The organism is Rhodobacter calidifons, assembly GCF_011174775.1.
Classification (GTDB): domain Bacteria; phylum Pseudomonadota; class Alphaproteobacteria; order Rhodobacterales; family Rhodobacteraceae; genus Tabrizicola; species Tabrizicola calidifons.
The window spans coordinates 1-25,873 of the sequence record NZ_JAANHS010000006.1; the positions used below are offsets into that span (position 1 = coordinate 1).

Consider the following 25,873-nt stretch of genomic DNA (forward strand, 5'->3'; position numbering starts at 1 on the left):
AGTGGCAGCCCGTAGGGGAGTCGAACCCCTCTTCCCAGGTTGAAAACCTGGTGTCCTAACCGATAGACGAACGGGCCGCGCTGTCGGTGGGCGGTGTCTAATTCGGGCGCGGGGCTTCTGCAAGCGGAATCTTGCGGGGGTTCCGCCTCAGGCCGGCGCCGCGTCGTCGAGCCGCAGCTGGACGCGGGTGCGGCCGTTCCAGTGGTTCAGTTCCAGCTTGCCGGCCAGGTGAAAGCGCCGGTGGCCGGGGTTTTCCAGGGCCGGGCCGAGCGGGCCGTCGAAGGCGCCGAAGGCCATGGCGTCCAGCCCCGCGCCGCTGCCGTCGCTGACCGTCAGCTTCAGATGGCTGTCGCCGATCCGGCGGGCGCTGACCTGCACATCGGCAAAGGCAAAGCGCGGAGCCGGGGCTGCGGCGCCGAAGGGGCCGGCGTTCTCGATCTCTTCCACCAGCGCGACGGTGGCGGCGCCGGTCGTCAACAGACTGTCGATCCGCAGGTCGCGCGGGCCGCCGGCACCGGCGCCCTGCCGGGCCAGAAGGTCGGACAGCCGGGCCATGGCCGGCGCAAGCTGCGCCCGGGTCAGCGACAGGCCCGCGGCCATCTTGTGCCCGCCGCCCTTGACGATCATCCCTTCCGCCGCCAGCCGCTGGATCGCGGCCCCCAGATCGACGCCGGGGACCGAGCGGGCCGAGCCTTTCCCCTCGTCGCCCTCGAAGCCGATCACCACGGCGGGGCGGTTCGCGGCCTCTTTCAGCCGGGCGGCCACGATGCCGACGACACCGGGGTGCCAGCCCTCGGCCGCCGCCCAGACCAGGGGGGCGTCCAGGCCGCGCGCCTCGGCCTGGGCCATGGCCTCGGCGCGGACGGCCTCGGTGATCTCGCGCCGGTCGGTGTTCAGCTGGTCGAGACGGGCGGCAAGGGCGGAGGCCTCCATCTCGTTGTCGGTAGCCAGCAGCCGCGCGCCAAGGTCGGCCTGGCCGATACGCCCGCCCGCGTTGACCCGGGGGCCAAGCAGGAAGCCCAGGGCATAGGGGGTGGGGGGCTGGTCCATCCGCGCGACATCGGCCAGCGCCCGCAGTCCGGGGCGTTCGCGGCGGGCCATGATCTTCAGCCCCTGCCGGACGAAGGCGCGGTTGAGGCCGGTCAGCGGGGCCACGTCGGCGACGGTCGCCAGCGCCACGAGGTCGAGCAGGGCCATCAGATCGGGGGTCGGCCGGTCCTGCCGTTTCAGGCGCCGGTTCGCCTCGACGAGAAGGAGGAACACCACCCCGGCGGCGCAGAGATGAGAAAGCGCGCCGTCCTCGTCCTGGCGGTTGGGGTTCACGATGGCCAGGGCGGCGGGCAGGGTTTCCAGCGCGAGGTGATGGTCGAGGATCACCACATCCGCGCCCTTGGCCGCCGCGACGGGTTCGTGCGAGAGGGTGCCGCAATCGACGCAGAGGATCAGGTCGTGGGCAGCGGCAAGCCGGGCCATGGCGGGGACGTTGGGCCCGTAGCCTTCGTCGATGCGGTCGGGGATGTAGAGGGTGGCTTGTAGCCCGAAATGGCGGAGCCAGGTGAGGAGGAGGGCGGCAGAGGCGCCGCCGTCCACGTCGTAGTCGGCGAAGATGGCGATCCTTTCCCGGCGGGCCACGGCCCGGAGCAGGCGGTCGGCGGCCGTCGCCATGTCCTTCAGGGTCAGGGGGTCGGGCATCAGGTCGCGCAGCGCGGGGGCGAGGAAGGCCGCGGCATCCTCGGGCGCCACGCCGCGGGCGGCAAGGATGCGGCAGAGGGGAAGGGGCAGGCGGGTCTGCTGGGCCATCCCCTCGGCCAGCCGGTCCTGCACCGGGTCGGGGCCGATCCAGCGGCGGCCGGTGAGGGAGGTCTTGACGGAGAGGAAGGCGGTCATGCGGACAGGGGTGCCGCAAAGGGGGCGGGCTGGCAAGGGGGGAGCGGGGTGCCGCGCGCGGCGCGTGTTTCCGGGTGTTTGGAATCAAGGGGTTGGGCGTGGGCCTTCACTTGCCGTTAAGGATCTGGCCGCCCGCCCCCACCCCCATCCCCTTTGCACGGAGGGGGAGGGGAGGCGCAGGGTGAGCGGGTGCCCCGTCTGGCGCGGTCACTTCACCGGCGTCTTGTAGGTCATCCGGCGGATCGAGCCGGATTTGGAGCGCATCAGGATCGTCTCCAGCGTCACCCAGCCGGGATCGCGCTTGATGCCGGCGAGAAGCGAGCCGTTCGTCACCCCGGTCGCGGCAAAGATCACGTCGGCGCGCACCAGGTCGTCGCGGGTGTAGACGCGATCGAAGTTGGTGATCCCGGCCTTCCGCGCGCGGGCGCGTTCATCCTCGTTGCGGAACAGAAGCTTGCCGTAGAACTGGCCGCCCATGCATTTCAGCGCCGCGGCGGCGAGCACGCCTTCCGGTGCGCCGCCCGAGCCCATGTACATGTCGATGCCGGTGATGTCGGGCTCGGCGCAATGCATCACGCCCGCGACATCGCCGTCGGTGATGAGCCGGATCGCGGCGCCGGTGGAGCGGACCTCGGCGATCAGATCCTCGTGCCGGGGGCGGTCGAGGATGCAGACGGTGATGTCCTCGGTGGAACACCCCTTTGCGGCGGCCAGCGCCGAGACGCGCTCGGACGGGCTTTGCGCGAGCGTGACCGTGCCGGGCTTCAGGCCGGGGCCGATGGCGAGCTTGTCCATGTAGACATCGGGGGCGTGCAGGAGCGTGCCGCGCGGGGCCATGGCGATGACGGTCAGCGCGTTCGGCATGTCCTTGGCGGTCAGCGTGGTGCCTTCCAGCGGATCAAGCGCGATGTCCACCTCCGGCCCCTGGCCGGTGCCGACCTCTTCGCCGATATAGAGCATCGGGGCCTCGTCGCGTTCGCCTTCGCCGATGACAACGACGCCCTTGATGTCCAGCAGGTTCAGCTGGTCGCGCATCGCGTTGACGGCGGCCTGGTCGGCGGCCTTTTCGTCGCCGCGGCCGATGAAGCGGGCCGAGGCGAGGGCGGCGGCTTCCGACACGCGGCCGAGGCCGAGCGACAGGAGCCGATCCTGGAACTGCAATTTCTCGGACATCTGGTCCCCCGCGCGGTTTTTTCCCGTGTAGCCGGGGGCTTGCGGCGCGGCAAGCGTGGTGGCGCTAACGGTATCAGACTTCCTCGATGCGGATCGCGACGGGTTCGCCGACGAGGACCCCGGTCGCGGCAAAGCGGGTCATCGCGTGGGCCACATCGTCGGGGGCGGCCTTGTGGGTGACGATCAGGACGGGGGCATTTGCGCCCTGGTGGCCGTACTGGCGCATCTGGTCGATCGAGACGCCGGCATCGCCCAGGCAGGTGGCGATCCTGGCCAGCGCGCCGGGCTTGTCGAGGAGCGTCATGCGCAGGTAATAGGGCGCAGGGGTCGCGGCGCGGGCGGGTTGGGCGGCGGCAAGCTGGCTGGCCGGGATGCCGAAGGTGGGCAGGCGGCAACCCCGGGCGATGTCGATGACGTCGGCCATGACGGCGCTGGCGGTGGGGCCCATGCCCGCACCGGGGCCGCGCAGGACGATCTGGCCGACCGAGTCGCCTTCGAGGACGACCATGTTGGTCCCGCCCTGCAACTGCCCGAGCGGACTGTCGGCCGGAACCAGGCAGGGGGTCATCCGCTGTTCGAGGCCCCGGCCGGTCATCTGCGCGACGCCCAGAAGCTTGATCCGATAGCCCATGTCCTGAGCCAGGCGGATGTCGTCGATCGAGACATTGCCGATGCCTTCCAGTTCCACGGCATCGAAGGCGACGCGGGTGCCGAAGGCGATGGAGGCCAGCAGCGAAAGCTTATGACCCGCGTCGATGCCGCCGACGTCGAGGTTGGGGTCGGCTTCAAGGTAGCCAAGTTGGCGGGCTTCCTCGAACACCGTCTCGTAGGGCAGGTTCTCGGCCTGCATCCGGGTGAGGATGTAGTTGCACGAGCCGTTCATCACGCCCATCACCCGCTTGATGCGGTTGCCGGCAAGACCTTCGGTCAGGGCCTTGATGACGGGGATGCCCCCGGCGACGGCGGCCTCGAAGCGCAGGGCGAGGTTCGCGGCCTCGGCCTGTTCGGCCAGCGCCTGGCCGTGATGGGCAAGCAGCGCCTTGTTGGCGGTGACGACGTGCTTGCCTGCGGCAAGCGCGGCCTCGGTCGCGGACTTCGCGGCGCCTTCATGGCCGCCCATCACCTCGACGAAGACGTCGATGTCAGGGCGGCGGGCAAGCGCCACGGGGTCGGTCTCCCAGGCATAACCGGACAGATCGGCATCGCGGTTCTTCGTGCGGTCGCGGGCCGAGACGGCGGCGATCGTCACCGGCCGACCGGCGCGGGCGGCGATGAGGTCGGCATGGGCCTGGACGATCTTCACCACGCCGATGCCGACGGTTCCAAGACCGGCAAGGCCAAGACGCAGGGGGGCGGCGGACATCGGGAAACCTTCGGCAGTTGGCGCTGTCGTCTGTTAGCCGGAAGCCGGGCGGGGCGCAACGCTGTCAGCTGGCGGGTGGGGCCGCCCGGATCGCCTGGGCGCGGGCCTTGAGCCGCGCGGCACGGGCCGCAAGCGCCGGGCCGGGATCGGCCGCGGGCGGCCCGGCCTGGTCAAGCAGCGCGTCGATCGGCATCAGCTGCGGCGGCGGCTCTGCGCTGGGGGCCAGCGCGTCAAGCTCGGGGAATGGGGCGCAGCCGACGAGGGTGCAGGCCGCGAAGGCGCCAAGCGCGGCAAGGCAAAGGACAGGCGAGCGCATGATGACCCCGGTGAAAGCCCCGGCAAGGTTAGCCGGGGATTCCTTCGGTGGAAAGCCGTAGTTGCGGACCCCGCTCCCGGGTCAGTTGCAGGTCGTGGTGCCCTGGAGACACAGCCGACGGTGGCGCGGCTTGGTCACGATGAACTGGCCGAACTCGGCGTCCTCGACCCCGACGAGGAGGCCGGCGAGCACGGTCTTCATCTGCGACTTGAATTCTACCGAGGTCTCGACAACGAAGACGCTTTCCAGATGGTTCAGGATCGGGATGCGGACGGCCTTCCACTGCTGGATGGCCGGCTCGGTCAGCGCCGGAACCCTGTTGCCGGGCGAGAAGGAGAACAGCAGCCGGTAGGTGCCGGCAGTCGCGGTGCAGCCCTGACCCGAGGGTGAGATGCATTCCAGGCTGGTGATGCGCATCTTGACCGGATGGCCGCCCGGGGTGAGGAAGTTCATCACGTTCTGAAGGCCGTTGGCGAAGGTCAGCGGGATGTCGTTGCGCTGACGCGACAGCAGATCGGCCACGCCATAGGCGGCCTTCTGGGTGACGTTGATGGTGCGGAACACGTCCCAGTAGATGAACATCGCCACCAGCGCCCAGATCATGAGCGGTATCATGATGAGACCTTCGGCGAGGATCAGACCATCCTCGTCGCGCAGAAAGGACCGGAAACGGCGCGTGATCTTGCACATGTCGGTCTCTCACCCGGGCTCGTTCACGAAGACGGAGGTCACGATCATTGCCACCGATCCGTCCGGTTGGGTCGGCATCTTCACGCTGATACCCGAGGTCGGGAACATCGGCCATTCCTTCAGGCAGATCCGGAGCAGCATGATGTCATTGTCGTTGCCATAGGCGAATTCGTTGGCCGGCGGTTCGCCGGTGTTCACCTGGCTGGCCTGATCGACGCAGGTGACCGGCGGTGCCGCCATCACGAAATTGCCGGTGTTGACCGGCTGCATCCAGATCCGCATCCGGTTCATGCAGTCGGCCTTCGAGCCGACCATCAGCCCGCTTTCGCAGATCCGCTGCTTCAGCAGCTGATGCGTCAGGTTGCGCGCATTGCCGAGCCGGACCTGACGGATCACCTCGTCCACGCCCCGCTCGAGCATGATGTAGCGGGCCATGTACATGCTGCTTTCGAACGACGCGGTGAAGATCAGGAACACGACCGGGAACACGAACAGGAACTCGATCGTCGCTGTTCCGGAGTCGTCGTTCAGGAAGCGACGAAAAGCTGTCATTGCGTCAGCCTCAGTTCCGAGATCAGCACCGCGATCTGTTCGAAGGCGGCGTTGAGGTCGGCAGGGTTCAGCACATGATAGAAGTAGCCCGTGCCCGGCGAAGAGCAGTTCTGGATCGGCCCGAGCGAGACATCATCGCCGAACACGATGCCGAACACCTCGATCCCGGCATTCTTTGCCGCGGTGCAGTTGATGTTCAGCAGGTTGTCCATGTTGGCCGCATTGACCAGGTAGTTGGCGACGAAGGTATTGTACACGGTGGTGTAGCTGGTCGCGCTGGAGACGTTCGAGCGCATGTAGAGCTGCTCGATCACCCAGTCCACGGTGGCATAGCGCCAGACTTCCGACCAGTCGAGGCGGCGCACGACGCCGCTGCCGGGCCATACCGGAACCCCGTTGGTCGGGGCGATCCAGGCGCGCGGATCGCAGCCGCCCGTCACCAGCGTGCCGGTGCCGTTGCCTTCGGTCTCGGATGCGTTGACCCGGCGACGCACCGAGGCGGCCTTCAGATGCGGCACGAAGAAGTTGCGCTTGACGACCTTGCCGTTCACGACAGTGTTTGCCAGCGACCAGCCCGAGCAGGAATTGGCCGGGGTCGCCGTGGGGGCGATGCCGGGACGGGTGCCGCCGTTGATGCCGACGCCGCTGTCGTTGAACTCGATCGCCATGTTCCCGTCAGTCCCGCGCCAGATCGGCGAGGCGCCTGTCTTGTAGTCGTCCTTGATGTGACGGCTGGCGACGTGGTTGCCGTCGGTCATCAGCACGATGATCTTGCGGGTGTCGTTGTCGTTGTTGTTTGCCGGCCGACCTGCCATCGCCGGCTCGTTGCCGCGCAGTGCGCTGTAGATCGGCCGCGCCGATTCGTCGATCAGGGCCGTCGCCCAGCGCATGCCCACCGCGATCGAGGTGTTGCCCTTCGGGTTCAGGGCGCTGATCTGCGCCTTGAGCGGGGCGGTGTTCGTCGTCGGCAGCACCACCAGGTTCGACAGCGCTTCGTTCGCTGGCGTTTTGGGGTTGTCGCCGTTGTTGCACATAAGCCCGCTGGAACTGTAGTTGATCGGCGTCGGGGCGGTCGGGTTGGTCGGACCGAGGTTGACCACGCCGCCATTGGCGCCGTTGGTGTTGTTGGCCCCCGGAAGGGTGATTGTGCCGACGCTGGGTGCGCTGGCCGCGGTGATGGCGACGGCGGCCATCGGGATCGGCGTTGTCCGCGACAGCGCGGTCTGGTTGTAGGTGGCGGGATTGATCTCGAAGCAGTTGTGATTGGGCACGCCCTGGTTGGCGACCCCGTCCCACGAGGACAGGTGCGACACCGTGAACTGGTTGCGCAGGTCCACGGGGATGTTCACGTTCGAGGCATAGGGCACCATCCCGATCGAGATCAGGTTGTTCGGATCCTTCGGGATCGTGTAGTTGCCTTGCGCGTCGCGGCTGAACTTCATGATGTCGACGAAGTTGGCTGCGGCCGTGCGCAGCGCCGCGATCTTCGTCGTGTTCCCCGAGGATTCCGCCATCGAGCCGGTGATGTCGAGCGCCAGGATGACCTCGATCTTCGACACGCCCTGCTGCGCGGCCGACCGGACCGGCATGTTGAAATAGGGGATGTCCAGCATGTGCATGAAATGGTTGTAGGACCGGACCGTCCCGGTGGCGCGCGCCTCGCGCGAACTGGCTGTCGCCACGCCGGTGAAGGTCGGCGTCCCGTAATCGACGGTGAACTCGTCGCCGAGGCCGGCGACATTGTACCAGCTCTGGCCGACGCTGACCGGGCTCTGGCCCGGCGGCAGCGAGATGTTCGCCGCCGCAAGCACGGCGCGGTCGAAGGTCTGCTGGTAGGTCACACGCCGCATCTCGGCGCGCATCACATCGACCGCGATGCCGCCGACCAGCAGCATCATCACGAAGATCATCAGCACGAAGATGGCGATCGCGCCGCGTTCGTCGGACCGGAACTCCGATGCCTTGCGACGGAAGTGTGTGAAAATCGGAAGCTTGGCAGCTGTGTCAAACATGTCGCGATCCATACCAACATCTGCCCGCCGGAACAGACGGGACCCCAGGCGTCGAGTTAGGCACAACTTCGGGCAGAAGTAAGGCAAATCCGGAGAGTCCGGGGTTTGTTCGCCAGATTCCGGAAACAATCCCGGCGCCTGGCCGCAGTTGGCGCGGCAGCGTGGAAATTTTGCCGGCCGTTTACCCTTTCGTAAGCGTTTGCAGACTGCCCGATTCGCGGGCAGCTCGGCCGGAACCCGCCGGGACCGGCCAGGGGCCGGCCATGGGCGGATCCTTGCCCAAGGGGTTTCCACCTCTGCCGTCAGGGCGTAGGTTCGCCGGGCCTGCGCCGTGCGCGCGGCCTGTCTGGGGAGGGGCAGAATGCAGCAGACAAAAGAGCCGAGTTTCCGCGAATCCGTGGATCTGATGTTCAACCGGGCGGCAAGGCTGATGGACCTGAGCCCGGGGCTGGAGCAGAAGATCCGGGTCTGCAACTCGACCTACACCGTCCGCTTCGGGGTGCGCCTGCGCGGCAAGATCGAGACCTTCACCGGCTATCGGTCCGTCCATTCCGAACACATGGAGCCGGTGAAGGGCGGCATCCGCTATGCGCTGTCGGTGCATCAGGACGAGGTCGAGGCGCTGGCCGCGCTGATGACCTACAAATGCGCGCTGGTGGAAACCCCGTTCGGCGGGTCCAAGGGCGGATTGTGCATCGATCCGCGCCAATGGGACGAACACGAACTGGAGCAGATCACCCGCCGCTTTGCCTATGAGCTGATCAAGCGCGACCTGATCCATCCCGCGCAGAACGTGCCCGCCCCCGACATGGGCACGGGCGAACGCGAGATGGCATGGATCGCGGACCAGTATGCGCGGATGAACACCACGGACATCAACGCCAAGGCCTGCGTGACGGGGAAACCTCCGCATGCCGGGGGGATACAGGGCCGGGTCGAGGCGACGGGGCGGGGGGTTCAGTATGCCCTGCGCGAGTTCTTCCGGCACAAGGAGGATATCGCCAAGGCCGGGCTGACCGGCGGCATCGAGGGCAAGCGGGTGATCGTGCAGGGCCTTGGCAACGTGGGCTATCATGCGGCCAAGTTCCTGTCCGAGGAGGACGGCGCCAGGGTCATCGCGGTGATCGAGCGCGACGGGGCGCTTCTGGACGACAAGGGCCTGAACATCGAGGACATCCGCCAGTGGATGAACCGCAATGGCGGGCTGCTGGCGGGCTATCCCAACGCGACCCATGTGCCCGACGGCGCCGCGGTGCTGGAGGAGCCTTGCGACATCCTGATCCCGGCGGCGATGGAGGGGGTCATCAACCTGTCGAACGCCGAACGGATCAAGGCGCCCCTCATCATCGAGGCGGCGAACGGCCCGATCACCTTTGGCGCGGACGAGATCCTGCGCCGCAAGGGCTGCGTCATCATCCCGGACATGTATGCCAATGCCGGGGGGGTGACGGTTTCCTACTTCGAATGGGTCAAGAACCTGTCCCATATCCGCTTCGGCCGGATGCAGCGCCGGGCCGAGGAGGCGCGGAGCCGTCTTCTGGTCGAGGAGCTGGAGCGGCTGAGCGCCGACAAGGGTCTGGGCTGGACGCTGGCGGCGGATTTCAAGGAGAAGTTCCTCACCGGATCGGACGAGCTGGCGCTGGTGCGGTCGGGGTTGGACGACACGATGCGCACGGCCTACCAGGCGATGCGCGAGGTCTGGCACAGCCGTCAGGATGTCGAGGACCTGCGGGTGGCGGCCTATATCGTGTCCATCGGACGGGTGGCGGCGACCTATCGGTCGAAGGGGTTGTGACCGGCCTGCGCCGCTTGCGACACCCATTGTCGCAGGCAGAGCAGGAATTGCGCGCCGTCTCTTGAATAACCTGACCTGTCCCGGTTTGATGCGCGGGACAGGAGGCTTAACCCATGCGCTATTCCGGCCTGAAGGTCATCACCGAGGGGCTGTTCGGCAACAGGGGCTGGACCCCCGCCTGGCGCGATCCGGCGCCGAAGGCGGAGTATGATGTCGTCATCATCGGGGGCGGCGGGCATGGGCTGGCGACGGCCTATTACCTGGCGAAGAACCACGGGATCACCAATGTCGCGGTGCTGGAGAAGGGCTATCTCGGGTCCGGCAACATCGGGCGGAACACGACCATCGTGCGGGCCAACTACTTCCTGCCGGGGAACTCCGAGTTCTACTCGCACAGTCTGAAGCTGTGGGAGGGGCTGGAGGCGGAGCTGAACTACAACGTGATGCATTCGCAGCGCGGGCTTATCAACCTGTTCCATTCGGACGGGCAGCGCGATGCCTTCGTGCGGCGCGGGAATGCGATGATCAATCAGGGGGATGACGCGATCCTGCTGGACCGGGAAGGCGTGCGTGAGCATCTGCCCTATCTCGACTTCGACAACACGCGGTTCCCGATCTATGGCGGGCTTCTGCATCCGCGCGGCGGGACGGCGCGGCATGACGCGGTGGCCTGGGGCTATGCGCGGGGGGCGGACCGGCGCGGAGTGGACCTGATCCAGAACTGCGAGGTGACGGGGATCGACATCGAGGGCGGGGTGGTCCGGGGCGTCCAGACGACTCGCGGCGCGATCCGGGCTCGACGCGTCGGGATCGTGGTGGCGGGGCGGTCGAGCCAGGTCGCGGCGATGGCGGGGATGCGCTTGCCGATCGAAAGCCATGTGTTGCAGGCATTCGTGACCGAGGGGCTGAAGCCGGTCATCAACCATGTGGTCAGTTTCGGCATGGGGCATTTCTACATCAGCCAGTCGGACAAGGGGGGGCTCGTGTTCGGGGGGGACCTGGATTTCTATGCCAGCTACGCCGCGCGGGGGAACCTGCCGATGGTGGAGCATGTGATGGAAGCGGGCATGACCCTGATGCCGATGATCGGGCGGGCGAAGGTGCTGCGGTCCTGGGGCGGGATCATGGACATGACGCCGGACGGGTCGCCCATCATCGACAGGACGCATGTCGAGGGGCTCTTCATTGACTGCGGGTGGAACTACGGCGGGTTCAAGGCGGTGCCGGCCTCGGGCTGGTGCATGGCGCATCTGATGGCGACCGGAGAGCCGCACGAGGTGGCACGGAAGTTCCGGCTGGACCGCTTTGCGACGGGGCATCTTCTGGACGAAGAAGGCACCGGGTCGCAGCACAATCTGCATTGAGGGGCGCGATGGGTGATCTGACGACAGCCCCCCACCCCCATCCCCTCCCCACGCGGGGGAGGGGAGGCGCCTGGCATCTGCGGCGTGCGCCAGTTGTGGCGCTGCGCCCGGGCGCGCTGTCGGATGCCTCCGGCGGGGATATTTTCGGACAGATGAAAGCGGGGGCCGGATCATGCGGCTGACATGTCCCTTGTGCGGTGAGCGGGACCGGCGGGAGTTCTACTATTACGGTGCGGAGGATTATCTGCACCGGCCCTCGGAGGGTGCTCCCTTGTCCGAGTGGGACAGCTATCTGCACCTGCGGGACAATGTGGCGGGGGTGGTGCGGGACCTCTGGTATCACGAGGCGGGCTGTGCGCAGTGGCTGGTGGTCACGCGGAACACGGTGACGCATGAGATTTCCGGCGTCGAGCTGGTGGCGGAGAGGGCGAAATGAGGGTTGACGGCAAGGGGCTGATCGACCGGACGAAGCCGGTCCGCTTCTGCTTCGATGGCAGGGATTATGCGGGCTACAAGGGGGACACGCTGGCCTCGGCCCTGCTGGCGAACGATGTGCGGCTGGTGGGGCGGTCGTTCAAGTATCACCGGCCTCGGGGCGTGCTGACGGCGGGGTCGGAGGAGCCGAATGCGCTGGTCGAGGTCGTGGGGCCGTCGAATCAGACGCCGAACGTGCGCGCGACGGTGCAGGAGGTGTTCGAAGGGCTGGTGGCACAGTCGCAGAACCGGCTGGGGTCGTTGCGCTTCGACCTTCTGGCGGTGAACGATTACCTTTCGCCTTTCCTGTCGGCCGGGTTCTATTACAAGACCTTCATGTGGCCGCGCGCCTTCTGGGAGGGGCTTTACGAGCCGCTGATCCGCCGGGCGGCGGGGCTGGGGAGCCTGTCGGGCCGCCATGACGAGGGGGTTTATGAGAAGGCCTTTGCCTTCTGCGACGTGCTGGTGATCGGCTCGGGGCCTGCGGGCCTGATGGCCGCGCTGACGGCGGGGCGGGCGGGCGCGGATGTGATCCTGTGCGAGGAGAGCCATGCCCTGGGCGGGCGGCTTCTGTCGGACGGCGGGACCATCGGCGGGCTGCCTGCGGGGGACTGGGTGGCGCAGGTGGTGGCGGAGCTGGAGGCGCTGCCGAACGTGCGGATCATGGTGCGGACGACGGTGACGGGCGCCTATGACCATGGCACCTATGGCGCGCTGGAGCGGGTGGGGCTGCACAAGCCCGCCCGCCCGAACCTGCCAAGGGAATGTTTCTGGCGGATCGTGGCGAAACATGCGGTGCTGGCCAGTGGCGCGCTGGAGCGGCCGGTGGCGTTTGAAAACAACGACCGGCCGGGGATCATGATGGCCTCGGCGGTGCGGACCTACCTCAACCGCTATGGCGTGGTGCCGGGCAGGCGCGTGACCCTGTTCGCCAACACCGATCAGGCGCGGGGCGTGGCGCGCGACCTGATGGCGGCGGGGGTGACGGTGGCGGCGATCGTCGATCCGCGGCCCGATGCCTCGTCGGTCGAGGATTGCCCGGTGCATGTGGGGGCAGAGGTTGTGGGCAGTCGGGGTCGGCTGGGGCTGTCTGGGATACAGGTGCGGAAGGGGTCGGAGATCATCGAGATCGAGACCGACTGTCTGGCGATGTCGGGCGGCTGGAACCCGACGCTGCATCTGACCTGCCACATGAACGGGCGGCCCCGGTGGAGCGAGGAGCTGGCGGCCTTCGTCCCGATGGAGGGCGCGGTGCCGGGTCTGGTTGCGGTGGGGGCGGCGAACGGGTCGTTCTCGACGCACGGCGCTTTGGTCACCGGCCATGCGGCGGCGTTGAAGGCGGTCGAGGCGCTGGGGCGGAAGGTTTCCGTCGCGGTGCCGGAGGCGGAGGACATGCCTTACCGGATCAAGGCCCTATGGGCGGTCGAGGGGACGGGGCGCGCCTGGCTGGATTTCGCCAATGACGTGACGACGAAGGACGTGAAGCTGGCCGCGCAGGAGGGCTTCCGGTCGGTCGAGCACATGAAGCGCTACACCACGCAAGGCATGGCGCCGGATCAGGGGAAGAACTCCAACGTCGCGGCGCTGGCGGTCTTGGCGGATGCGACGGGGCGCGGTATCCCGGAAACAGGGACCACGACCTTCCGGCCGCCTTATGTGCCTGTGTCGATTGCCGCGATGGGGGCGGGGGGCCGGGCCGAAGGGTTCGCGCCGCAAAGGTTCCTCACCAGCGATCAGGCCAGCCGCGACCGGGGCGCGCCGATGATCGAGGCGGGGCTGTGGTATCGGCCCAGCTACTTCCCGAAGCCCGGCGAGACGACCTGGCGCGAGGCTTGCGACCGGGAGGTCAGGATGGTGCGCGAGACGGTCGGGATCGCCGATGTCTCGACCCTGGGGAAGATCGACATTCAGGGCAGGGATGCGGGGCGGTTCCTGGACTTCGTCTATACCAACACCTTCAGCACTCTGCCGGTGGGGCGCGTGCGCTATGGGCTGATGCTGCGCGAGGATGGGCATGTGCTGGATGACGGCACCTCGGCGCGGCTGGGGGAAAACCATTACCTGATGACCACCACCACCGCCGCGGCGGGGCTGGTGATGCGGCATCTGGACTTCGTGCATCAGGCCTTCTGCGCCGACTGGCAGGTGCGGTTCATCAGCGTCACCGAAGCTTGGGCGCAGTTCGCGGTGGCGGGGCCGAAGGCGCGGGAACTGGTGCTGTCCTTTCTGGAAACCCCGGTCGAGCTGCCCTTCATGGGGGTGGCCCCTGTGCGGATCGGCGGCGTGGACGGGCGGCTGTTCCGCATCTCGTTCAGCGGCGAGGAGGGCTATGAGATCGCGGTGCCCACCCGCTATGGCGAGGCGCTGTTCCGCGATCTGGTCGCACGGGCCGAAACGATGGGCGGCGGGCCCTACGGCATGGAGGCGCTGAACGTCCTGCGGATCGAGAAGGGCTTCATCACCCATGCCGAGATTCATGGCCGGGTCACGGCGCATGACATCGGGATGGAGAAGATGGTCAGCGCGAAGAAGGACTGCATCGGCAAGGCGGCGGCGACGCGGCCGGGGATGTGGGGGCCGGAACGCGAACAGCTGGTGGGCCTGAAGACCCATGCGCCGATCAGCGCGGGGGCGCATCTGTTCGTGCCGGGGACCGAGGTGCACCGCGAGACGGACCAGGGCTATGTGACAAGCGTCTGCTGGTCGCCCACGGTCGGGGCCTGGCTGGGGCTGGCCTTCCTGAAGGACGGGCGCGCACGGCATGGCGAGAAGATCCGGCTGGTTGATCATCTGCGCGGGCTCGACGTGATCTGCGAGGTCTGCGATCCCGTGTTCCACGACCCGGAGGGAGAGAAGCTGCGTGCCTGACCTGATCGCCAAATCCGCCCTGGAGGGGCGCAGCCTTGCCCTTGGCGGCGTGACGCTTGCCGAGGTCGATCCCGGCCCGATCACCAGCATCGCGCTGTATCCCGGCGGAACGAAAACCGCGGCGAAGGGCTTGCGGACGCTGGGGCTGGCCATGCCCGGCCCGAACAGCTTTATCGAGAAGAAGGGGGCGCGGATCGTCTGGACCGGGCGAGAGCAGGCCTTCCTGATCGGTGTGGCACCGCCCGCGATCGAGGGGGCGGCGCTGACCGACCAGTCTGACGGCTGGGCGGTGCTGGCCCTGTCGGGTGTCGCGGCGGTCGAGGTGCTGGCGCGGCTGGTGCCGGTGGACCTGCGGCTGGCGGCCTGTCCGGTGGGCACGGCGCTGCGAACGCAGGTGAACCACATGAATGCCGTGATCCTGCGGACGGGCGACTACGGCTTTGAAATCCTGGTCTTCCGATCCATGGCCCGCACCGCCTGGCACGAGATCGAGAACGCTATGCATATGGTCCAGGCCCGCGCCGGAACGAAAATCTAGGCGGAAAGGCGCGAGGCGGGAATTTTGTCACTGGCGTGTCACGGGACGGGAGTTTACACCTTTCCTTAAGGCTAGATTAAGAAAAGGTGCATGATGGCCCCCGATGGTCAGACCCTGGCTCCGAACGTCTATGACGCCGAACCGATACCGGAGGCCGCGCGGGCCGAGATCGACCGGCTGCTGATTTCGGGCGATCTGTTCCGCTACACGGCGCCCTCGGATGCGCCGGTCGCGCTGCTGGAGGCCGAGTTCGCAGGCCTTCTGGGCGCGCGCTATGCGCTGGCGGTGTCCTCCTGCTCGGCGGCGCTGTTCCTGTCGCTGAAGGCGCTGGACCTGCCGAGGGGCGCCAGGGTGCTGATCCCGGCCTTCACCTTTGCCGCCGTGCCGTCCAGCGTGGTGCATGCGGACTGCGTGCCGGTGCTGGTCGAGGTGGGCGAGAACTACCGGGTGGACATGGCGGATTTCGCCGCCAAGCTGCCTCAGGCGCAGGCGGTGATGATTTCGCACATGCGGGGGCATACCAGCGACATGGATGCGATCATGGCGCTGTGCGACGCGGCAGGGGTGCCGGTGATCGAGGACGCGGCGCATTCTCTGGGCACGGTCTGGGGCGGGCGCAACATCGGGACGATCGGCAAGGTCGGCTGTTTCAGCTTTCAGTCCTACAAGCTGGTGAATGCGGGCGAAGGCGGGATCATGATCACCGACGATCCCGAGATTGCCGCACGTGCGATCATCATGTCGGGCGCCTACGAGACCAACTGGAAGAAGCATCCGGGCCTGACCAATTCCTGCGCGCACTGGCAGAACAAGCTGCCGCTTTACAATCTGCGCATGCAGAACCTGTCGGCCGCCGTGATCCGGCCGCAACTGCCGCTGGTGGCCGAGCGGGTGGCGAAGGGTCGGGCCGGGCACGACCGGGTGGCCGGTCAGCTGAACCTGTCGCCGCATCTGGCGGTGCCCGATGCCCTGGGCCCCGAAGAGCGGGCGCCGGATTCGATCCAGTTCAACCTGGTAGGCGGCTGGTCCGACCGTGAGGCGCAGGATTTCCAGACGGCGGCGAAGGCGCGGGGGGTCTCGGTCCAGGTCTTCGGGCTGAGCGAGGGCAATGCGCGGGCCTTCTGGAACTGGCAGTTTCTGGGCGAGGTGCCGGAGCTGCCGCAGACGCGCGCCATGCTGATGCGGGCCTGCGACGTGCGGCTGCCGGTGCGGCTGACGGAGGCCGAGCTTGACTTCATCGCGCGGGCGCTCGTCGAGGCCGCGGCAGAGATCAGGGGCTGATCGGCCGAGGGTGAGGGGCGTCCGGACACCGCGCGGCGCTCGTCGCTGTGGACAGGTCCGGCGATGAACGAAACGAAGTGCGTGAAGAGCGGTGCCTCAGAGCACGCGCAGCGCCGGCGCAAGCCAGGGGTTGGCGGCCAGCGCGGGGGCGACAACCTCCTCGGCGATGAGCTGTTTCAGGCGCTGGGCGATCTGGCCGGGAACCTCGTGCAGGATGCCGGCACGGGCCGAGAGCGACAGGGTGCGGGACAGCGCCGGCAGGCGCAGCGGGCGGACCTCGACCTGGGCACGGAAGGCGCGTGCCTGGTGAAGCGCGAGGGGCGTCAGGATGGTCCAGCCTTCGCCGCCGGCAACCATGGCCAGGATCGCGGCATAGCTGTCCAGTTCGAAGCGGTGCGCCGGTTTCACCCCGTGACGGGCCAGATGGGCGGCGATCTGGCGGCCCATCAGGTGCCGCGCGGTGTAGAGGATCAGCGGCAGGTCCTCGATCGATGCGCCGGGCGGGGCGACGGCCACGAAGGGTTCGGAAAGGATGCTGTGCACCTCGCGCCAGTCCTCGGGGGCCTGGTCGGCGCTGTCGGCGGCGATGACGATATCCAGCGCCCGGGCCTCCAGCTGGTCCACCAGCCGGTGACTGGCGCCGGTTTCCAGCAGGAACCGGCAGCCCTTCAGGTCGCGCGCCAGCGTGGACAGGAGCCGGGGCGTGACGTCGCTGTCGAAGTCCTCGATCACGCCCAGGCGCAGGGTGGTCATGCCGGACAGATCGGCCATCGCCAGTTCGGCGCGCGCCTCGGAGGCGGCGTTCAGGATCACATGCGCGTGGCGGCGGAACATCGCGCCGGCCGGCGTCACCTGCACGGGTCGGCTGGCACGGTCGAGCAGCGAAGCCCCAAGCGAGGTCTCAAGCGCGGTCAGTTGCTGGCTGACCGCAGAGGGCGAGACGCCAAGGCGCCGCGCGGCGGCCGAGATCGAGCCTTCCTCGGCCGCGGCCACAAAGACCTCGATCCCCCAGAGACTGACGCGGCCTTCCGTCTCGGCCATGGGTCAGAGCTTGGACAGTTTCTTCTGCAACTCGGCCAGTTGCCGCTTGATCTCGGTGATGTCGTCCGAGGCGTCCGGGGCCTCTTCCTCCCTGGCGGGACCGGAGCCGCCCCAGCCGGGCATCCCGCCCATCATGGTCTTCAGGAAGGCTTCCTGCTGCTTGCGCAGCGCGTCGTAGCCCGGCATCGCGGCCATCGGGTTCGGGAAGGCCGACAGGTTTTCCATCATCTTGGCCTGGCTGTCGCGCAGCATCTCGAAGGAGGAGGCCAGGAACTGCGGCATCACCGCCTGCATGCCGGTGGCGTAGCTGCGGACGAGGTCGGTCAGAACATTCACGGGCAGGACGCTTTCGCCCTTGGATTCATGTTCGGCAACGATCTGAAGCAGGTATTGCCGGGTCAGATCGTCACCGGTCTTCAGGTCGATGATCTGCACTTCGCGCCCCTGGCGGATGAAGCCCGCGATGTCTTCCAGCGTGACGTAGTCCGAGGTTTCGGTGTTGTAGAGCCGGCGGCTGGCATAACGCTTGATCAGGAGCGGCTTGTCGGTATCGGCCATGGTTCCCTCCCCCGGGGATTTTGCGCTTGCAGAGAAGCTTAAGGCCGGGTGCAGCGAAAAGCAAAGCTTTCACGGCGATCCCGTCCGGTCATGCTGCAACTGCGCGGTCGGGGCGGCCGCGTCGGGCAGCCACGTCGGGCGGGCGGCCGTGCAGGAAGGGAACGGGAGGAATGAGAACGGCCCGGAGTTGCCTCCGGGCCTTTGCCGCGTCCTGGGGACCGCAGAACTCGTTACCTGGACCCTGGCGAATTACTTCGCGGCCGCGGCGGCCTTCTTGGCGACCGAGGTCACTTCCGCGGTGGCCTTCTTGACGGCGGCGGTTGCGTCTTCCGACATGTCCTTGCCCGCAGCCAGCATCAGCTCGACGGTTTCCATCTGCATCTTCTTCGCGACTTCGGCGAAGGCGGCCATGCTCTCGGCAGCCATTTCGGCAGCGGCCGAAGCGAAGTCGGTGATCGACTTGGTGTAGTCGGCCGGTTCAGCCTTGGCCTTGGCGATCTCGCCAACCTTGGCCAGCGCGTCCTTGGCCCACTTGGCCGAGATCTCGGTCGACTTTTCGGCGGCTTCGATCGCCACTTTCGAGAACTTCTCGGCGAAGGCGGCCTGGGTCTTGAACGCGTTCTGGAACGCCGAGGCGTCAACCGGGAACGCAGCCATCATGTCCTGCATGACTTTGGTGAAATCCGGGGTCTTGGTCATTGTCATATCTCCGATCTGAGGGGCGGTTCTCTCGGGGATGCTACCCCGTCTTCATGACAGAGATATAGATGCTGCGGCGCAGCATTTCAAGTCTTTTTCTGCAATGCAGCAAAACCGGAGGGCGAGTCGGGTAACCCTGCGGAAAGCGGGTGAAATGTCAGAGCTCCGGTTGGGCCACCACATATGTCCCCGGTGCGGGAGCCAGCGAATCAGCCGGTTTCCGCGCGGGAATCATCGGGCCGGACTGCCGGGCCAGCCAATCGGCCCAGCGGGGCCACCAGCTGCCCTTGTGGAAGGTCGCGGATTTCAGCCATGCCTCGGGGTCGCCCGCGACGGGGGCGTCGTTGGTGTAATGGCCGTATTTGTCCTTGGCGGGCGGGTTGATGATCCCGGCGATGTGGCCGGATTCGGACAGGATGAAGGTCTTGTCCTTCGACCCCATCTGCCTGATGCCGTTGAACGAGGCTTTCCACGGCGCGATGTGGTCGGTCTCGCAGGCGATGGCGCAGAGGGGGAGTTGCACGTCGGCCAGGCTGACGGGGCGACCGAAGACCTGGAACTCTCCCCTGGCGAAACCGTCGTTCTGGCAGAGGCCGCGCAGGTATTCGATGGCCATCTTCGCGGGCAGGTTGGTCCCGTCGCCGTTCCAGTAGAGCAGGTCGAAGGCGGGCGGCGCCTCGCCCAGCATGTAGGACTTGATGGCGGGGGTGTAGATCAGGTCGTTCGAGCGCAGGAAGCTGAAGGTGCGCGACATGAAGAATTTGGACAGGATGCCGTCGCGCGCGGTCTGGCGTTCGATGCCATCGACGAAATCGTCGTTGAGGAAGACGCCGACCTCACCCGGGTCGGAGAAATCGGTCAGGGTGGTGAAGAAGGTGGCGGTTCTGACCGATGTGTCCCCGGCCTTTTGCAGATGCGCAAGGGTCAGGCCAAGCGTGGTGCCGGCGATGCAGTAGCCGACGGCGTTGATCTGTTTCTCGCCGGTGATGCGGCGGACCTCGGCCATGGCGCGCAGGAAGCCGTCGCGGATGTAGTCGTCCATGCCGGTCCCGGCGTAAGAGGCATCAGGGTTGACCCAGGAGACGACGAAGAGGGTGAAGCCCTGGTCCACGATCCACTTGATGAGCGAATTCGCGGGTTTGAGGTCCATGACGTAGAACTTGTTGATCCAGGGCGGGAAGATCAGGAGGGGCGTCTTGTGGACCGTCTCGGTCGTGGGCGCATACTGGATCAGCTCCAGCAACCGGTTGCGGTAGACCACCTCGCCCGGCGTGGTGGCGAGGTTCTGGCCGACATGGAAGGCCTCGCGGTCGGCCAGCGTGACCAGAAGATCGCCCTGGTTCGATTCGATGTCACGAACGAGGTTCTCCAGCCCCTGCACCAGCGATTCGCCGTCCGTCTCGACCGCCTTTTCCAGCGCCTCGGGGTTGGTGCCCAGGAAGTTCGTCGGGCTGAACATGTCAACGATCTGTTTCGTGAAATACTCCACCCGCTTGCGGTCGGCGGGGTCCAGCGTCTCCATGTCGCCGACGGCCGTGCTGATCGCCTCGGCGTTCAGCTGGTACTGCTGCTTGAGGTAGTTGAAGAAGGGATGCGTCTCCCAAAGGGGGTTGCTGAACCGGCGATCCCTGGGGTTCGGATCGGGGGGGGCCTTGAATTCGCCGCGGGCCAGGGTCTGTTGCGCCTCGACATAATGTTTTAGCGTCTTGCCCCAGTAGTTCACCTGATGCTCGACCACCTTGGCGGGGTTCGAGACCATCTCGGCGAACCAGGCGGCCGCGGCCTTCATGTAGACGTCGGGCGCGGGGCCGTGCAGCGCGGGATCGACCATGCGGCGGTGCGTCAACGCGGCGGTGAGGCGCTTTGACAACTCCTCAACCTTTGCGAGGTTAGCCTGCAACCGTTCGGCCTTTTCCAATGCGGCTTTGGTCTCGGGGGTGTTGTCTTCTGTTGTCATGTGAACCATTCCCCCCTATCGTCGCCGCTGTGCAGCATACCGGTGCGTCCCGCGCCCCGCCATGCAATATCCGCCCGTCGGGGGCAAGGAGACATGATGAAGTATATGTACACCTACGACCTGATGGAAAGCGCCCGCAACACGAATGAGTGGCTGGGCGCCTCTGCCCGGGCCTTTGCCAGTTACCCGGTCTTCGCCCTGTCGCTGAACCCGGTGCTGCCGCTGATGGCGGCCTGGGGCGAGGTGACGGAACGGACCTTCAGCCGCATGGTCGCCAAGCCCGACTGGGGCATCCGGTCGATCGTGGGGCCGGATGGGCAGGACCATCTGGTGGACGTGGTGAAGGTGGTGGAAAAGCCCTTCGGCGATCTGGTCCATTTCCACGTCCGCCGCCGCTCGCCCATGGCGCGCAAGGTCCTGCTGGTCGCGCCGATGTCGGGGCATTATGCGACCCTGCTGCGATCCACCGTATCCAGTCTTCTGCCCGATGCCGACGTTTATGTGACGGACTGGCACAATGCGCGCGACATTCCGGTCAGCGCGGGCAAGTTCGATGTCGAGGATTACACGCTGTACCTGGCCGAGTTCATGAAGGTGCTGGGCCCCGACACCCATGTCATCGCCGTCTGCCAGCCCGCGCCGCTGACGTTGGCCGCCACGGCCTATCTGGCGGCCGAGGACCCCGCTGCACAGCCGAAGTCGCTGGTGCTGATCGGCGGGCCGGTCGATCCCGATGCCGCCGCGACGGAAGTGACGGATTTCGGCCGCCGGGTGACGATGGGGCAGCTGGAACACATCGCGATCCAGCGCGTGGGCTTCAAATACAAGGGCGCGGGGCGGCTGGTCTATCCTGGGCTGTTGCAACTGCAAAGCTTCATGGCGATGAATGCCGAACGCCATGGCAAGGCCTTTGCCGAGCAGATCTTCCGCGTCGCACGGGGCGAGGCCTCGGACCACGATGCGCATAACCGGTTCTATGACGAATATCTGGCGGTGATGGACATGACGGCCGAGTTCTACCTGTCCACGGTGGAACGCATCTTCAAGAACCGCGAGATTGCGCGGAACGAATTCGTGGTGGCAGGTCGCAAGGTGGATCTGGGCGCGATCACCAGGGTCTCGGTGATGACGGTCGAGGGGGCCAATGACGACATCTCGGCTCCCGGCCAATGCGTGGCCGCGCTGAAGCTGCTGACCGGACTGTCCGAGGATCGGAAGGGCCATCATCTGGAACCGGGCGCGGGGCACTACGGCATCTTCGCCGGGAAGAGCTGGCGGTTGAACATCCGGCCCCTGGTGCTGAACTTCATCGACCGCGCGGCGGGCAAGCCCAAGGCGAAGATCGCGCTGGCCTCGGCGCAATAGCGCGCAGGGCGCGCGGCGCGTCGCGCCCTGCGTGCAGGCCTCGCCGGGGCGATCCGGCCGACCTGCGCGTGACATGCCGAAGCGGGATCACTTCAGCATCAGCGTTGGCAAGCGGCCAGACAGGAAGGTGTGAAGCAGCTTCGTCACCGCCTCGGGCTGTTCCAGCTGGGGCAGGTGGCCGGCCTCGGCGACGATTTCCAGACAGCCCTGCGGCATCATCGCCGCGAGAAACTCGGCCCGGCGGCGGGGGACCAGCGTGTCGCTTTCCCCGGCAATGATCATGGTCGGCACATGGACCTTGCGCAGCGTCTTCTGCTGGTCGGGGCGGCGTTGCAGCACGCGCAGGTGGCGCTGGAACTGGATCAGCCCAAGGCTGTCGGCCATGTCCGCGACCAGGGCCATGATCTCATCCCGCCAGGGAGCGTCGTGCAGGGCGGTTGCGGGCAGCATCCGGGCCATGCAGGCCTGAAGGTGCCCGGTCTTGGCGGCGACCAGCAGCGCCTCGCGTTCAGCCGCGACCTGTGGCGTGTCGGGCAGCGGGTCGGTCGAGATCAGCGCCACCCGGGTCACGGCCGCGGGACGTTTGCGCAGGATCTCGATGGCGATGTTGCCGCCCAGGCCATGGGCGACCAGCGCAAAGCTGGGCGGCAGCTGCGGCACGATCCGGGCGGCGATCTTCTCGACGGTGTCGCCTATGCCGGGCGACAGGATGACCACCGGACGATCCGCCCCCAGCCGCACGAGCTGCGGCATGAAGCTGCGCGCATCCGCCATGAACCCCGGGATCAGGACCAGCGGTTCGGGCGGCGTCGGATCTCGAAGGACAAGCGAGCTCACGCCACGGGCCTTCCGGGCAGGATTTCTGCAAGCAGCAGTTCTGACCTTGTCGCACGGTATCCGACAAGTGCATGGAATCAAGGCAGTAATTCGTCAGCCTGAATCGGATCGGCGGAAAACCCGCATCAGCGGATGTTCGAAACCTGCAAGCCGGGGCTGTCCTCGTACGACAGCGCCTCGCGGGCGCGGGTCACGTCCTCGATCGCTTCGGTGATCATCGCAAGGCAGGGAGGTGTGGAAAAGCGATGATCGGCATCCTTCACCAGCGTCAGCCGCAGATCGGGGCTGATGATCTGGTGGAAGAGCGAGATCGCCACGGTCGGTGGCACGTCGGTATCTGCGCTGCCTTGCAGAAGGCGGACCGGGAAAGGAAGGTGCAAGGGGCCGTTCATCACCAGATTCTGCCGCCCGTCCTCGATCAGGCGCAGCGTGATCGGGTAGGGGTCGTCGGAATAGGCGGAGGGGCGCAGGAACAGACCCTCTTCCAGAAGCGCGGTGCGTTCGGCGAGGGAGAATTCGGCCTCCCACATCCGCTCGGTGAAGTCGGGAGCGGCGGCGATGCCGACGAAGCCCGCGACCCGGTTCGGCATGTCGCGCGCCAGAAGCAGCGCAATCCAGCCGCCCATCGACGAGCCGACCAGGATCTGCGGGCCTTCGGTCAGCACCTCGATCACGGCGGCGGCGTCTTCGCGCCAGTCGCTGATCGCGCCATCGACGAAGGCCCCGTGCGATGCCCCGTGGCCGGAGTAGTCGAAGCGCAGGAAGGCGCGGCCGGCCGCCTCGGCCCAGGATTGCAGGGCCTGGGCCTTGGACCCGGTCATGTCCGACCGGAAGCCGCCCAGAAAGACCACGCCCGGACCTTTGCCGGGGGTCTGGTGATAGGCGATGTGGCGGCCTTGCGGGGTGGTGAGGAAGGTTGTCATGCCGTGAAGATAGCAATCGTCCGGCCGTTTCGTCAGGGTCGTCGCAACCCGCGGGCGAAGAACCGCGCATGGCTTGACTTCGGGTCCTGCCGGGCGCATCAAGCGCGCCGACAAAACCCGCAACCGGGCGTTTCGTAGGCGCCAAACCGACGAGGAGACGGCCATGAGCCAGATTTCCCTGACATTTCCCGATGGCAACCGGCGTGTCTATGATGCGGGGGTTACGCCTGCGCAAGTCGCCGCGTCGATCGCGCCGTCGCTGGCCAAGGCCGCGATCTCCGCGCAGGTCAACGGCAAGCACTGGGATCTGGCCTGGCCGATCCATGAGGACGCGACGATCAGCCTGAACACGATGAAGGACGAGGCCCCGGCGCTGGAGCTGATCCGGCACGACCTGGCCCATATCATGGCCCGCGCGGTGCAGGAGCTCTGGCCCGAGGTGAAGGTGACGATCGGCCCGGTGAGGGATCAGGGCTGGTTCTACGACTTCGACCGGGAAGAGCCCTTCACGCCCGAGGATCTGGGCGCCATCGAGGCGCGGATGAAGCAGATCATCAATGCGCGCGATCCGGTGCGGACCGAGGTCTGGGACCGCGCCCGCGCGGTGGAATACTACCGGGGCCGCGGCGAGCCCTTCAAGCTGGAGCTTCTGGACCGCATCCCGGAAGGCGAGGACATCCGCATGTACTGGCACGGGGACTGGCAGGACCTCTGCCGGGGCCCGCATCTGCAACACACGGGGCAGGTTCCGGCGGATGCCTTCAAGCTGACGCATGTGGCGGGGGCCTACTGGCTGGGCGATGCCTCGCGGCCCATGTTGCAGCGCATCTATGGCGTGGCGTTCAGGAACCGCGACGACCTCAAGGCGCATCTCACGATGCTGGAAGAGGCCGCCAAGCGCGACCACCGCAAGCTGGGCCGCGAGATGGGTCTGTTCCATCTGCAAGAGGAAGCGCCGGGCATGGTCTTCTGGCATCCGAACGGCTGGACGGTCTACCGCCAGCTTGAGGATTACATGCGCGGCCGTCTGCGCCAGGCGGGCTATCAGGAGATCCGCACGCCGCAGGTGGTGGGCCGCATCCTGTGGGAGAAGTCCGGCCATTGGGAGGCCTACCGCGAGAACATGTTCATCGTCGAGGTGGACGAGGAAGGCGCGAAGGAAAAGCGCATCAACGCGCTGAAGCCGATGAACTGCCCCTGCCATGTGCAGGTGTTCAACCAGGGCCTGAAGTCCTACCGCGACCTGCCCTTGCGGCTGGCCGAGTTCGGGTCCTGCCATCGGTACGAGTCGAGCGGCTCGATGCACGGGCTGATGCGGGTGCGCGGCTTCACGCAGGACGACGCGCATATCTTCTGCACGGAAGACCAGATCGAACAGGAATGCGCGGGGTTCATCTCGCTCTTGTCCAGCGTCTATCGCGACCTCGGGTTCGAGAAGTTCGACATCAAGCTGTCCACGCGCCCCGAGGTGCGGGTCGGCAGCGACGAGATCTGGGACAAGGCCGAAAGCGCCTTGCAGAAGGCCATCGAGGGGCTGGGCCTGCCTTACGAGATCAACCCCGGCGACGGGGCCTTCTACGGGCCGAAGCTGGATTTCAAGCTGACCGATGCCATCGGGCGCGAATGGCAGTGCGGCACCTTCCAGGCCGACTTCAACCTGCCGGTGCGGCTGGATGCGGAATATGTCGGCGAAGACGGGATGAAGCACCGCCCGGTCATGCTGCACCGCGCCGTGCTGGGGTCGTTCGAGCGCTTCATCGGCATCCTGCTGGAGAACTACGCCGGGAAACTGCCGTTCTGGCTGGCGCCGCGGCAGGTCGTGGTGGCCTCGATCGTCTCGGACGCCGACCCCTTCGTGCATGAGGTCGTGGCCGCGCTGCGCAAGGCCGGGGTCCGGGCCGAGGCGGATGTGCGCAACGAGAAGATCAACTACAAGGTCCGCGAACATTCGGTCGGCAAGGTTCCCGTGATCCTGGCCGTGGGCATGCAGGAGGTCGAGGCCAGAACTGTTTCAGTCCGGCGCCTGGGTGAGACGCGGACTGAAACGATGTCGCTGGACGAGGCGGTGAAAACCTTCGGGTTCGAGGCCCTGCCGCCTGCGGGCGTCTGACACCAAACCCTCGTACCGAAAGGAAAAGCCCCGCGCGGTTGCCGGGGCTTTTGCCTTTTCTGCACCTGCG

General features: G+C 66.8%; 21 protein-coding genes and 1 tRNA gene. 8 read left to right on the forward strand and 14 right to left on the reverse strand.

Annotated features, from left to right (window positions below):
- Positions 1 to 2: 2 nt before the first annotated feature.
- The 8 genes from G8O29_RS09255 to G8O29_RS09290 form a co-directional block, all read right to left on the reverse strand.
- Positions 3 to 77, reverse strand: a tRNA-Glu gene (locus G8O29_RS09255).
- A 70-nt stretch (positions 78 to 147) separates the two neighbouring features.
- Complete coding sequence (gene recJ, locus G8O29_RS09260) at positions 148 to 1,887, reverse strand: single-stranded-DNA-specific exonuclease RecJ (RefSeq protein WP_166402961.1); 1,740 nt, start codon at positions 1,885 to 1,887, stop codon at positions 148 to 150.
- A gap of 207 nt (positions 1,888 to 2,094) precedes the next feature.
- Positions 2,095 to 3,060, reverse strand: coding sequence for a class II fructose-bisphosphatase (gene glpX / locus G8O29_RS09265; RefSeq protein WP_166402962.1), 966 nt, complete (start codon positions 3,058 to 3,060; stop codon positions 2,095 to 2,097).
- 73 nt (positions 3,061 to 3,133) lie between these two features.
- Positions 3,134 to 4,423, reverse strand: coding sequence for a homoserine dehydrogenase (locus G8O29_RS09270; protein ID WP_166402963.1), 1,290 nt, complete (start codon positions 4,421 to 4,423; stop codon positions 3,134 to 3,136).
- Positions 4,424 to 4,487: 64 nt separating this feature from the next.
- The gene (locus G8O29_RS09275; protein WP_166402964.1) at positions 4,488 to 4,739 is read right to left on the reverse strand and encodes a hypothetical protein; all 252 of its coding nucleotides are present in this window, start codon (positions 4,737 to 4,739) and stop codon (positions 4,488 to 4,490) included.
- Positions 4,740 to 4,820: 81 nt separating this feature from the next.
- Positions 4,821 to 5,429 (reverse strand): TadE/TadG family type IV pilus assembly protein, encoded by a 609-nt coding sequence (locus G8O29_RS09280; RefSeq protein WP_166402965.1) that lies wholly within the window; start codon positions 5,427 to 5,429, stop codon positions 4,821 to 4,823.
- A gap of 9 nt (positions 5,430 to 5,438) precedes the next feature.
- The gene (locus tag G8O29_RS09285) at positions 5,439 to 5,981 is read right to left on the reverse strand and encodes a TadE/TadG family type IV pilus assembly protein (RefSeq protein ID WP_166402966.1); all 543 of its coding nucleotides are present in this window, start codon (positions 5,979 to 5,981) and stop codon (positions 5,439 to 5,441) included.
- Positions 5,978 to 7,993, reverse strand: coding sequence for a TadE/TadG family type IV pilus assembly protein (locus G8O29_RS09290; RefSeq protein WP_166402967.1), 2,016 nt, complete (start codon positions 7,991 to 7,993; stop codon positions 5,978 to 5,980). The genes G8O29_RS09285 and G8O29_RS09290 overlap by 4 nt, the downstream gene beginning before the upstream one ends.
- Before the next feature lie 361 nt (positions 7,994 to 8,354).
- Between G8O29_RS09290 and G8O29_RS09295 the strand changes: the two genes are divergently transcribed.
- The 6 genes from G8O29_RS09295 (at position 8,355) to G8O29_RS09320 (ending at position 16,313) form a co-directional block, all read left to right on the forward strand.
- A complete protein-coding gene (locus tag G8O29_RS09295; protein ID WP_166402968.1) occupies positions 8,355 to 9,788 on the forward strand; it encodes a Glu/Leu/Phe/Val family dehydrogenase in 1,434 nt (477 codons plus the stop codon).
- 113 nt (positions 9,789 to 9,901) lie between these two features.
- Positions 9,902 to 11,152, forward strand: a complete 1,251-nt coding sequence (locus G8O29_RS09300; RefSeq protein WP_166402969.1) for a sarcosine oxidase subunit beta family protein — start codon at positions 9,902 to 9,904, stop codon at positions 11,150 to 11,152.
- Between the two features lie 172 nt (positions 11,153 to 11,324).
- On the forward strand, positions 11,325 to 11,588 hold the full coding sequence (locus G8O29_RS09305; RefSeq protein ID WP_166402970.1) for a sarcosine oxidase subunit delta: 264 nt from the start codon (positions 11,325 to 11,327) through the stop codon (positions 11,586 to 11,588).
- Complete coding sequence (locus G8O29_RS09310) at positions 11,585 to 14,494, forward strand: sarcosine oxidase subunit alpha family protein (RefSeq protein ID WP_166402971.1); 2,910 nt, start codon at positions 11,585 to 11,587, stop codon at positions 14,492 to 14,494. Before G8O29_RS09305 ends, G8O29_RS09310 begins: the two co-directional genes overlap by 4 nt.
- Positions 14,487 to 15,032, forward strand: coding sequence for a sarcosine oxidase subunit gamma (locus G8O29_RS09315; RefSeq protein ID WP_166402972.1), 546 nt, complete (start codon positions 14,487 to 14,489; stop codon positions 15,030 to 15,032). The genes G8O29_RS09310 and G8O29_RS09315 overlap by 8 nt, the downstream gene beginning before the upstream one ends.
- Before the next feature lie 93 nt (positions 15,033 to 15,125).
- Positions 15,126 to 16,313: a DegT/DnrJ/EryC1/StrS family aminotransferase gene (locus tag G8O29_RS09320; protein WP_166403175.1), complete on the forward strand. Its 1,188-nt coding sequence runs from the start codon at positions 15,126 to 15,128 to the stop codon at positions 16,311 to 16,313.
- Positions 16,314 to 16,409: 96 nt separating this feature from the next.
- On the opposite strand, the gene G8O29_RS09325 is transcribed toward G8O29_RS09320, so the two are convergent.
- The 4 genes from G8O29_RS09325 to G8O29_RS09340 form a co-directional block, all read right to left on the reverse strand.
- Positions 16,410 to 17,354, reverse strand: a complete 945-nt coding sequence (locus tag G8O29_RS09325; protein ID WP_166402973.1) for a LysR family transcriptional regulator — start codon at positions 17,352 to 17,354, stop codon at positions 16,410 to 16,412.
- Positions 17,355 to 17,357: 3 nt separating this feature from the next.
- Positions 17,358 to 17,912, reverse strand: a complete 555-nt coding sequence (gene phaR, locus G8O29_RS09330; protein WP_166402974.1) for a polyhydroxyalkanoate synthesis repressor PhaR — start codon at positions 17,910 to 17,912, stop codon at positions 17,358 to 17,360.
- Between the two features lie 249 nt (positions 17,913 to 18,161).
- Positions 18,162 to 18,611 (reverse strand): Phasin, encoded by a 450-nt coding sequence (locus tag G8O29_RS09335; protein ID WP_166402975.1) that lies wholly within the window; start codon positions 18,609 to 18,611, stop codon positions 18,162 to 18,164.
- Positions 18,612 to 18,768: 157 nt separating this feature from the next.
- The gene (locus tag G8O29_RS09340; protein WP_166402976.1) at positions 18,769 to 20,568 is read right to left on the reverse strand and encodes a PHA/PHB synthase family protein; all 1,800 of its coding nucleotides are present in this window, start codon (positions 20,566 to 20,568) and stop codon (positions 18,769 to 18,771) included.
- Positions 20,569 to 20,664: 96 nt separating this feature from the next.
- Between G8O29_RS09340 and phaZ the strand changes: the two genes are divergently transcribed.
- The gene (gene phaZ, locus G8O29_RS09345; protein WP_166403176.1) at positions 20,665 to 21,933 is read left to right on the forward strand and encodes a polyhydroxyalkanoate depolymerase; all 1,269 of its coding nucleotides are present in this window, start codon (positions 20,665 to 20,667) and stop codon (positions 21,931 to 21,933) included.
- A gap of 87 nt (positions 21,934 to 22,020) precedes the next feature.
- Here the strand turns inward: phaZ and G8O29_RS09350 are convergent, their stop codons facing one another.
- Both G8O29_RS09350 and G8O29_RS09355 read right to left on the reverse strand, forming a co-directional pair.
- Positions 22,021 to 22,770 carry an alpha/beta fold hydrolase gene (locus tag G8O29_RS09350; protein ID WP_166402977.1) on the reverse strand — a complete coding sequence of 250 codons (750 nt, stop codon included), beginning with the start codon at positions 22,768 to 22,770 and terminating at the stop codon, positions 22,021 to 22,023.
- 125 nt (positions 22,771 to 22,895) lie between these two features.
- Entirely contained in the window at positions 22,896 to 23,693 is a 798-nt protein-coding gene (locus tag G8O29_RS09355; protein WP_166402978.1) for an alpha/beta hydrolase, read from the reverse strand.
- A 163-nt stretch (positions 23,694 to 23,856) separates the two neighbouring features.
- Between G8O29_RS09355 and thrS the strand changes: the two genes are divergently transcribed.
- Positions 23,857 to 25,803 (forward strand): threonine--tRNA ligase, encoded by a 1,947-nt coding sequence (gene thrS / locus G8O29_RS09360; protein ID WP_166402979.1) that lies wholly within the window; start codon positions 23,857 to 23,859, stop codon positions 25,801 to 25,803.
- Positions 25,804 to 25,873: the final 70 nt, after the last annotated feature.

Coding starts and splice junctions, on each gene's coding strand:
- phaZ (WP_166403176.1), top strand. CDS start 20,665: ATGAAGTATATGTACACCTACGACCTGATGGAAAGCGCCCGCAACACG.
- G8O29_RS09275 (WP_166402964.1), bottom strand. CDS start 4,739: ATGCGCTCGCCTGTCCTTTGCCTTGCCGCGCTTGGCGCCTTCGCGGCC.
- G8O29_RS09295 (WP_166402968.1), top strand. CDS start 8,355: ATGCAGCAGACAAAAGAGCCGAGTTTCCGCGAATCCGTGGATCTGATG.
- G8O29_RS09270 (WP_166402963.1), bottom strand. CDS start 4,423: ATGTCCGCCGCCCCCCTGCGTCTTGGCCTTGCCGGTCTTGGAACCGTC.
- G8O29_RS09335 (WP_166402975.1), bottom strand. CDS start 18,611: ATGACCAAGACCCCGGATTTCACCAAAGTCATGCAGGACATGATGGCT.
- G8O29_RS09280 (WP_166402965.1), bottom strand. CDS start 5,429: ATGTGCAAGATCACGCGCCGTTTCCGGTCCTTTCTGCGCGACGAGGAT.
- G8O29_RS09305 (WP_166402970.1), top strand. CDS start 11,325: ATGCGGCTGACATGTCCCTTGTGCGGTGAGCGGGACCGGCGGGAGTTC.
- G8O29_RS09285 (WP_166402966.1), bottom strand. CDS start 5,981: ATGACAGCTTTTCGTCGCTTCCTGAACGACGACTCCGGAACAGCGACG.
- phaR (WP_166402974.1), bottom strand. CDS start 17,912: ATGGCCGATACCGACAAGCCGCTCCTGATCAAGCGTTATGCCAGCCGC.
- G8O29_RS09340 (WP_166402976.1), bottom strand. CDS start 20,568: ATGACAACAGAAGACAACACCCCCGAGACCAAAGCCGCATTGGAAAAG.
- G8O29_RS09300 (WP_166402969.1), top strand. CDS start 9,902: ATGCGCTATTCCGGCCTGAAGGTCATCACCGAGGGGCTGTTCGGCAAC.
- glpX (WP_166402962.1), bottom strand. CDS start 3,060: ATGTCCGAGAAATTGCAGTTCCAGGATCGGCTCCTGTCGCTCGGCCTC.
- recJ (WP_166402961.1), bottom strand. CDS start 1,887: ATGACCGCCTTCCTCTCCGTCAAGACCTCCCTCACCGGCCGCCGCTGG.
- G8O29_RS09290 (WP_166402967.1), bottom strand. CDS start 7,993: ATGTTTGACACAGCTGCCAAGCTTCCGATTTTCACACACTTCCGTCGC.
- G8O29_RS09320 (WP_166403175.1), top strand. CDS start 15,126: ATGGCCCCCGATGGTCAGACCCTGGCTCCGAACGTCTATGACGCCGAA.
- thrS (WP_166402979.1), top strand. CDS start 23,857: ATGAGCCAGATTTCCCTGACATTTCCCGATGGCAACCGGCGTGTCTAT.
- G8O29_RS09355 (WP_166402978.1), bottom strand. CDS start 23,693: ATGACAACCTTCCTCACCACCCCGCAAGGCCGCCACATCGCCTATCAC.
- G8O29_RS09310 (WP_166402971.1), top strand. CDS start 11,585: ATGAGGGTTGACGGCAAGGGGCTGATCGACCGGACGAAGCCGGTCCGC.
- G8O29_RS09325 (WP_166402973.1), bottom strand. CDS start 17,354: ATGGCCGAGACGGAAGGCCGCGTCAGTCTCTGGGGGATCGAGGTCTTT.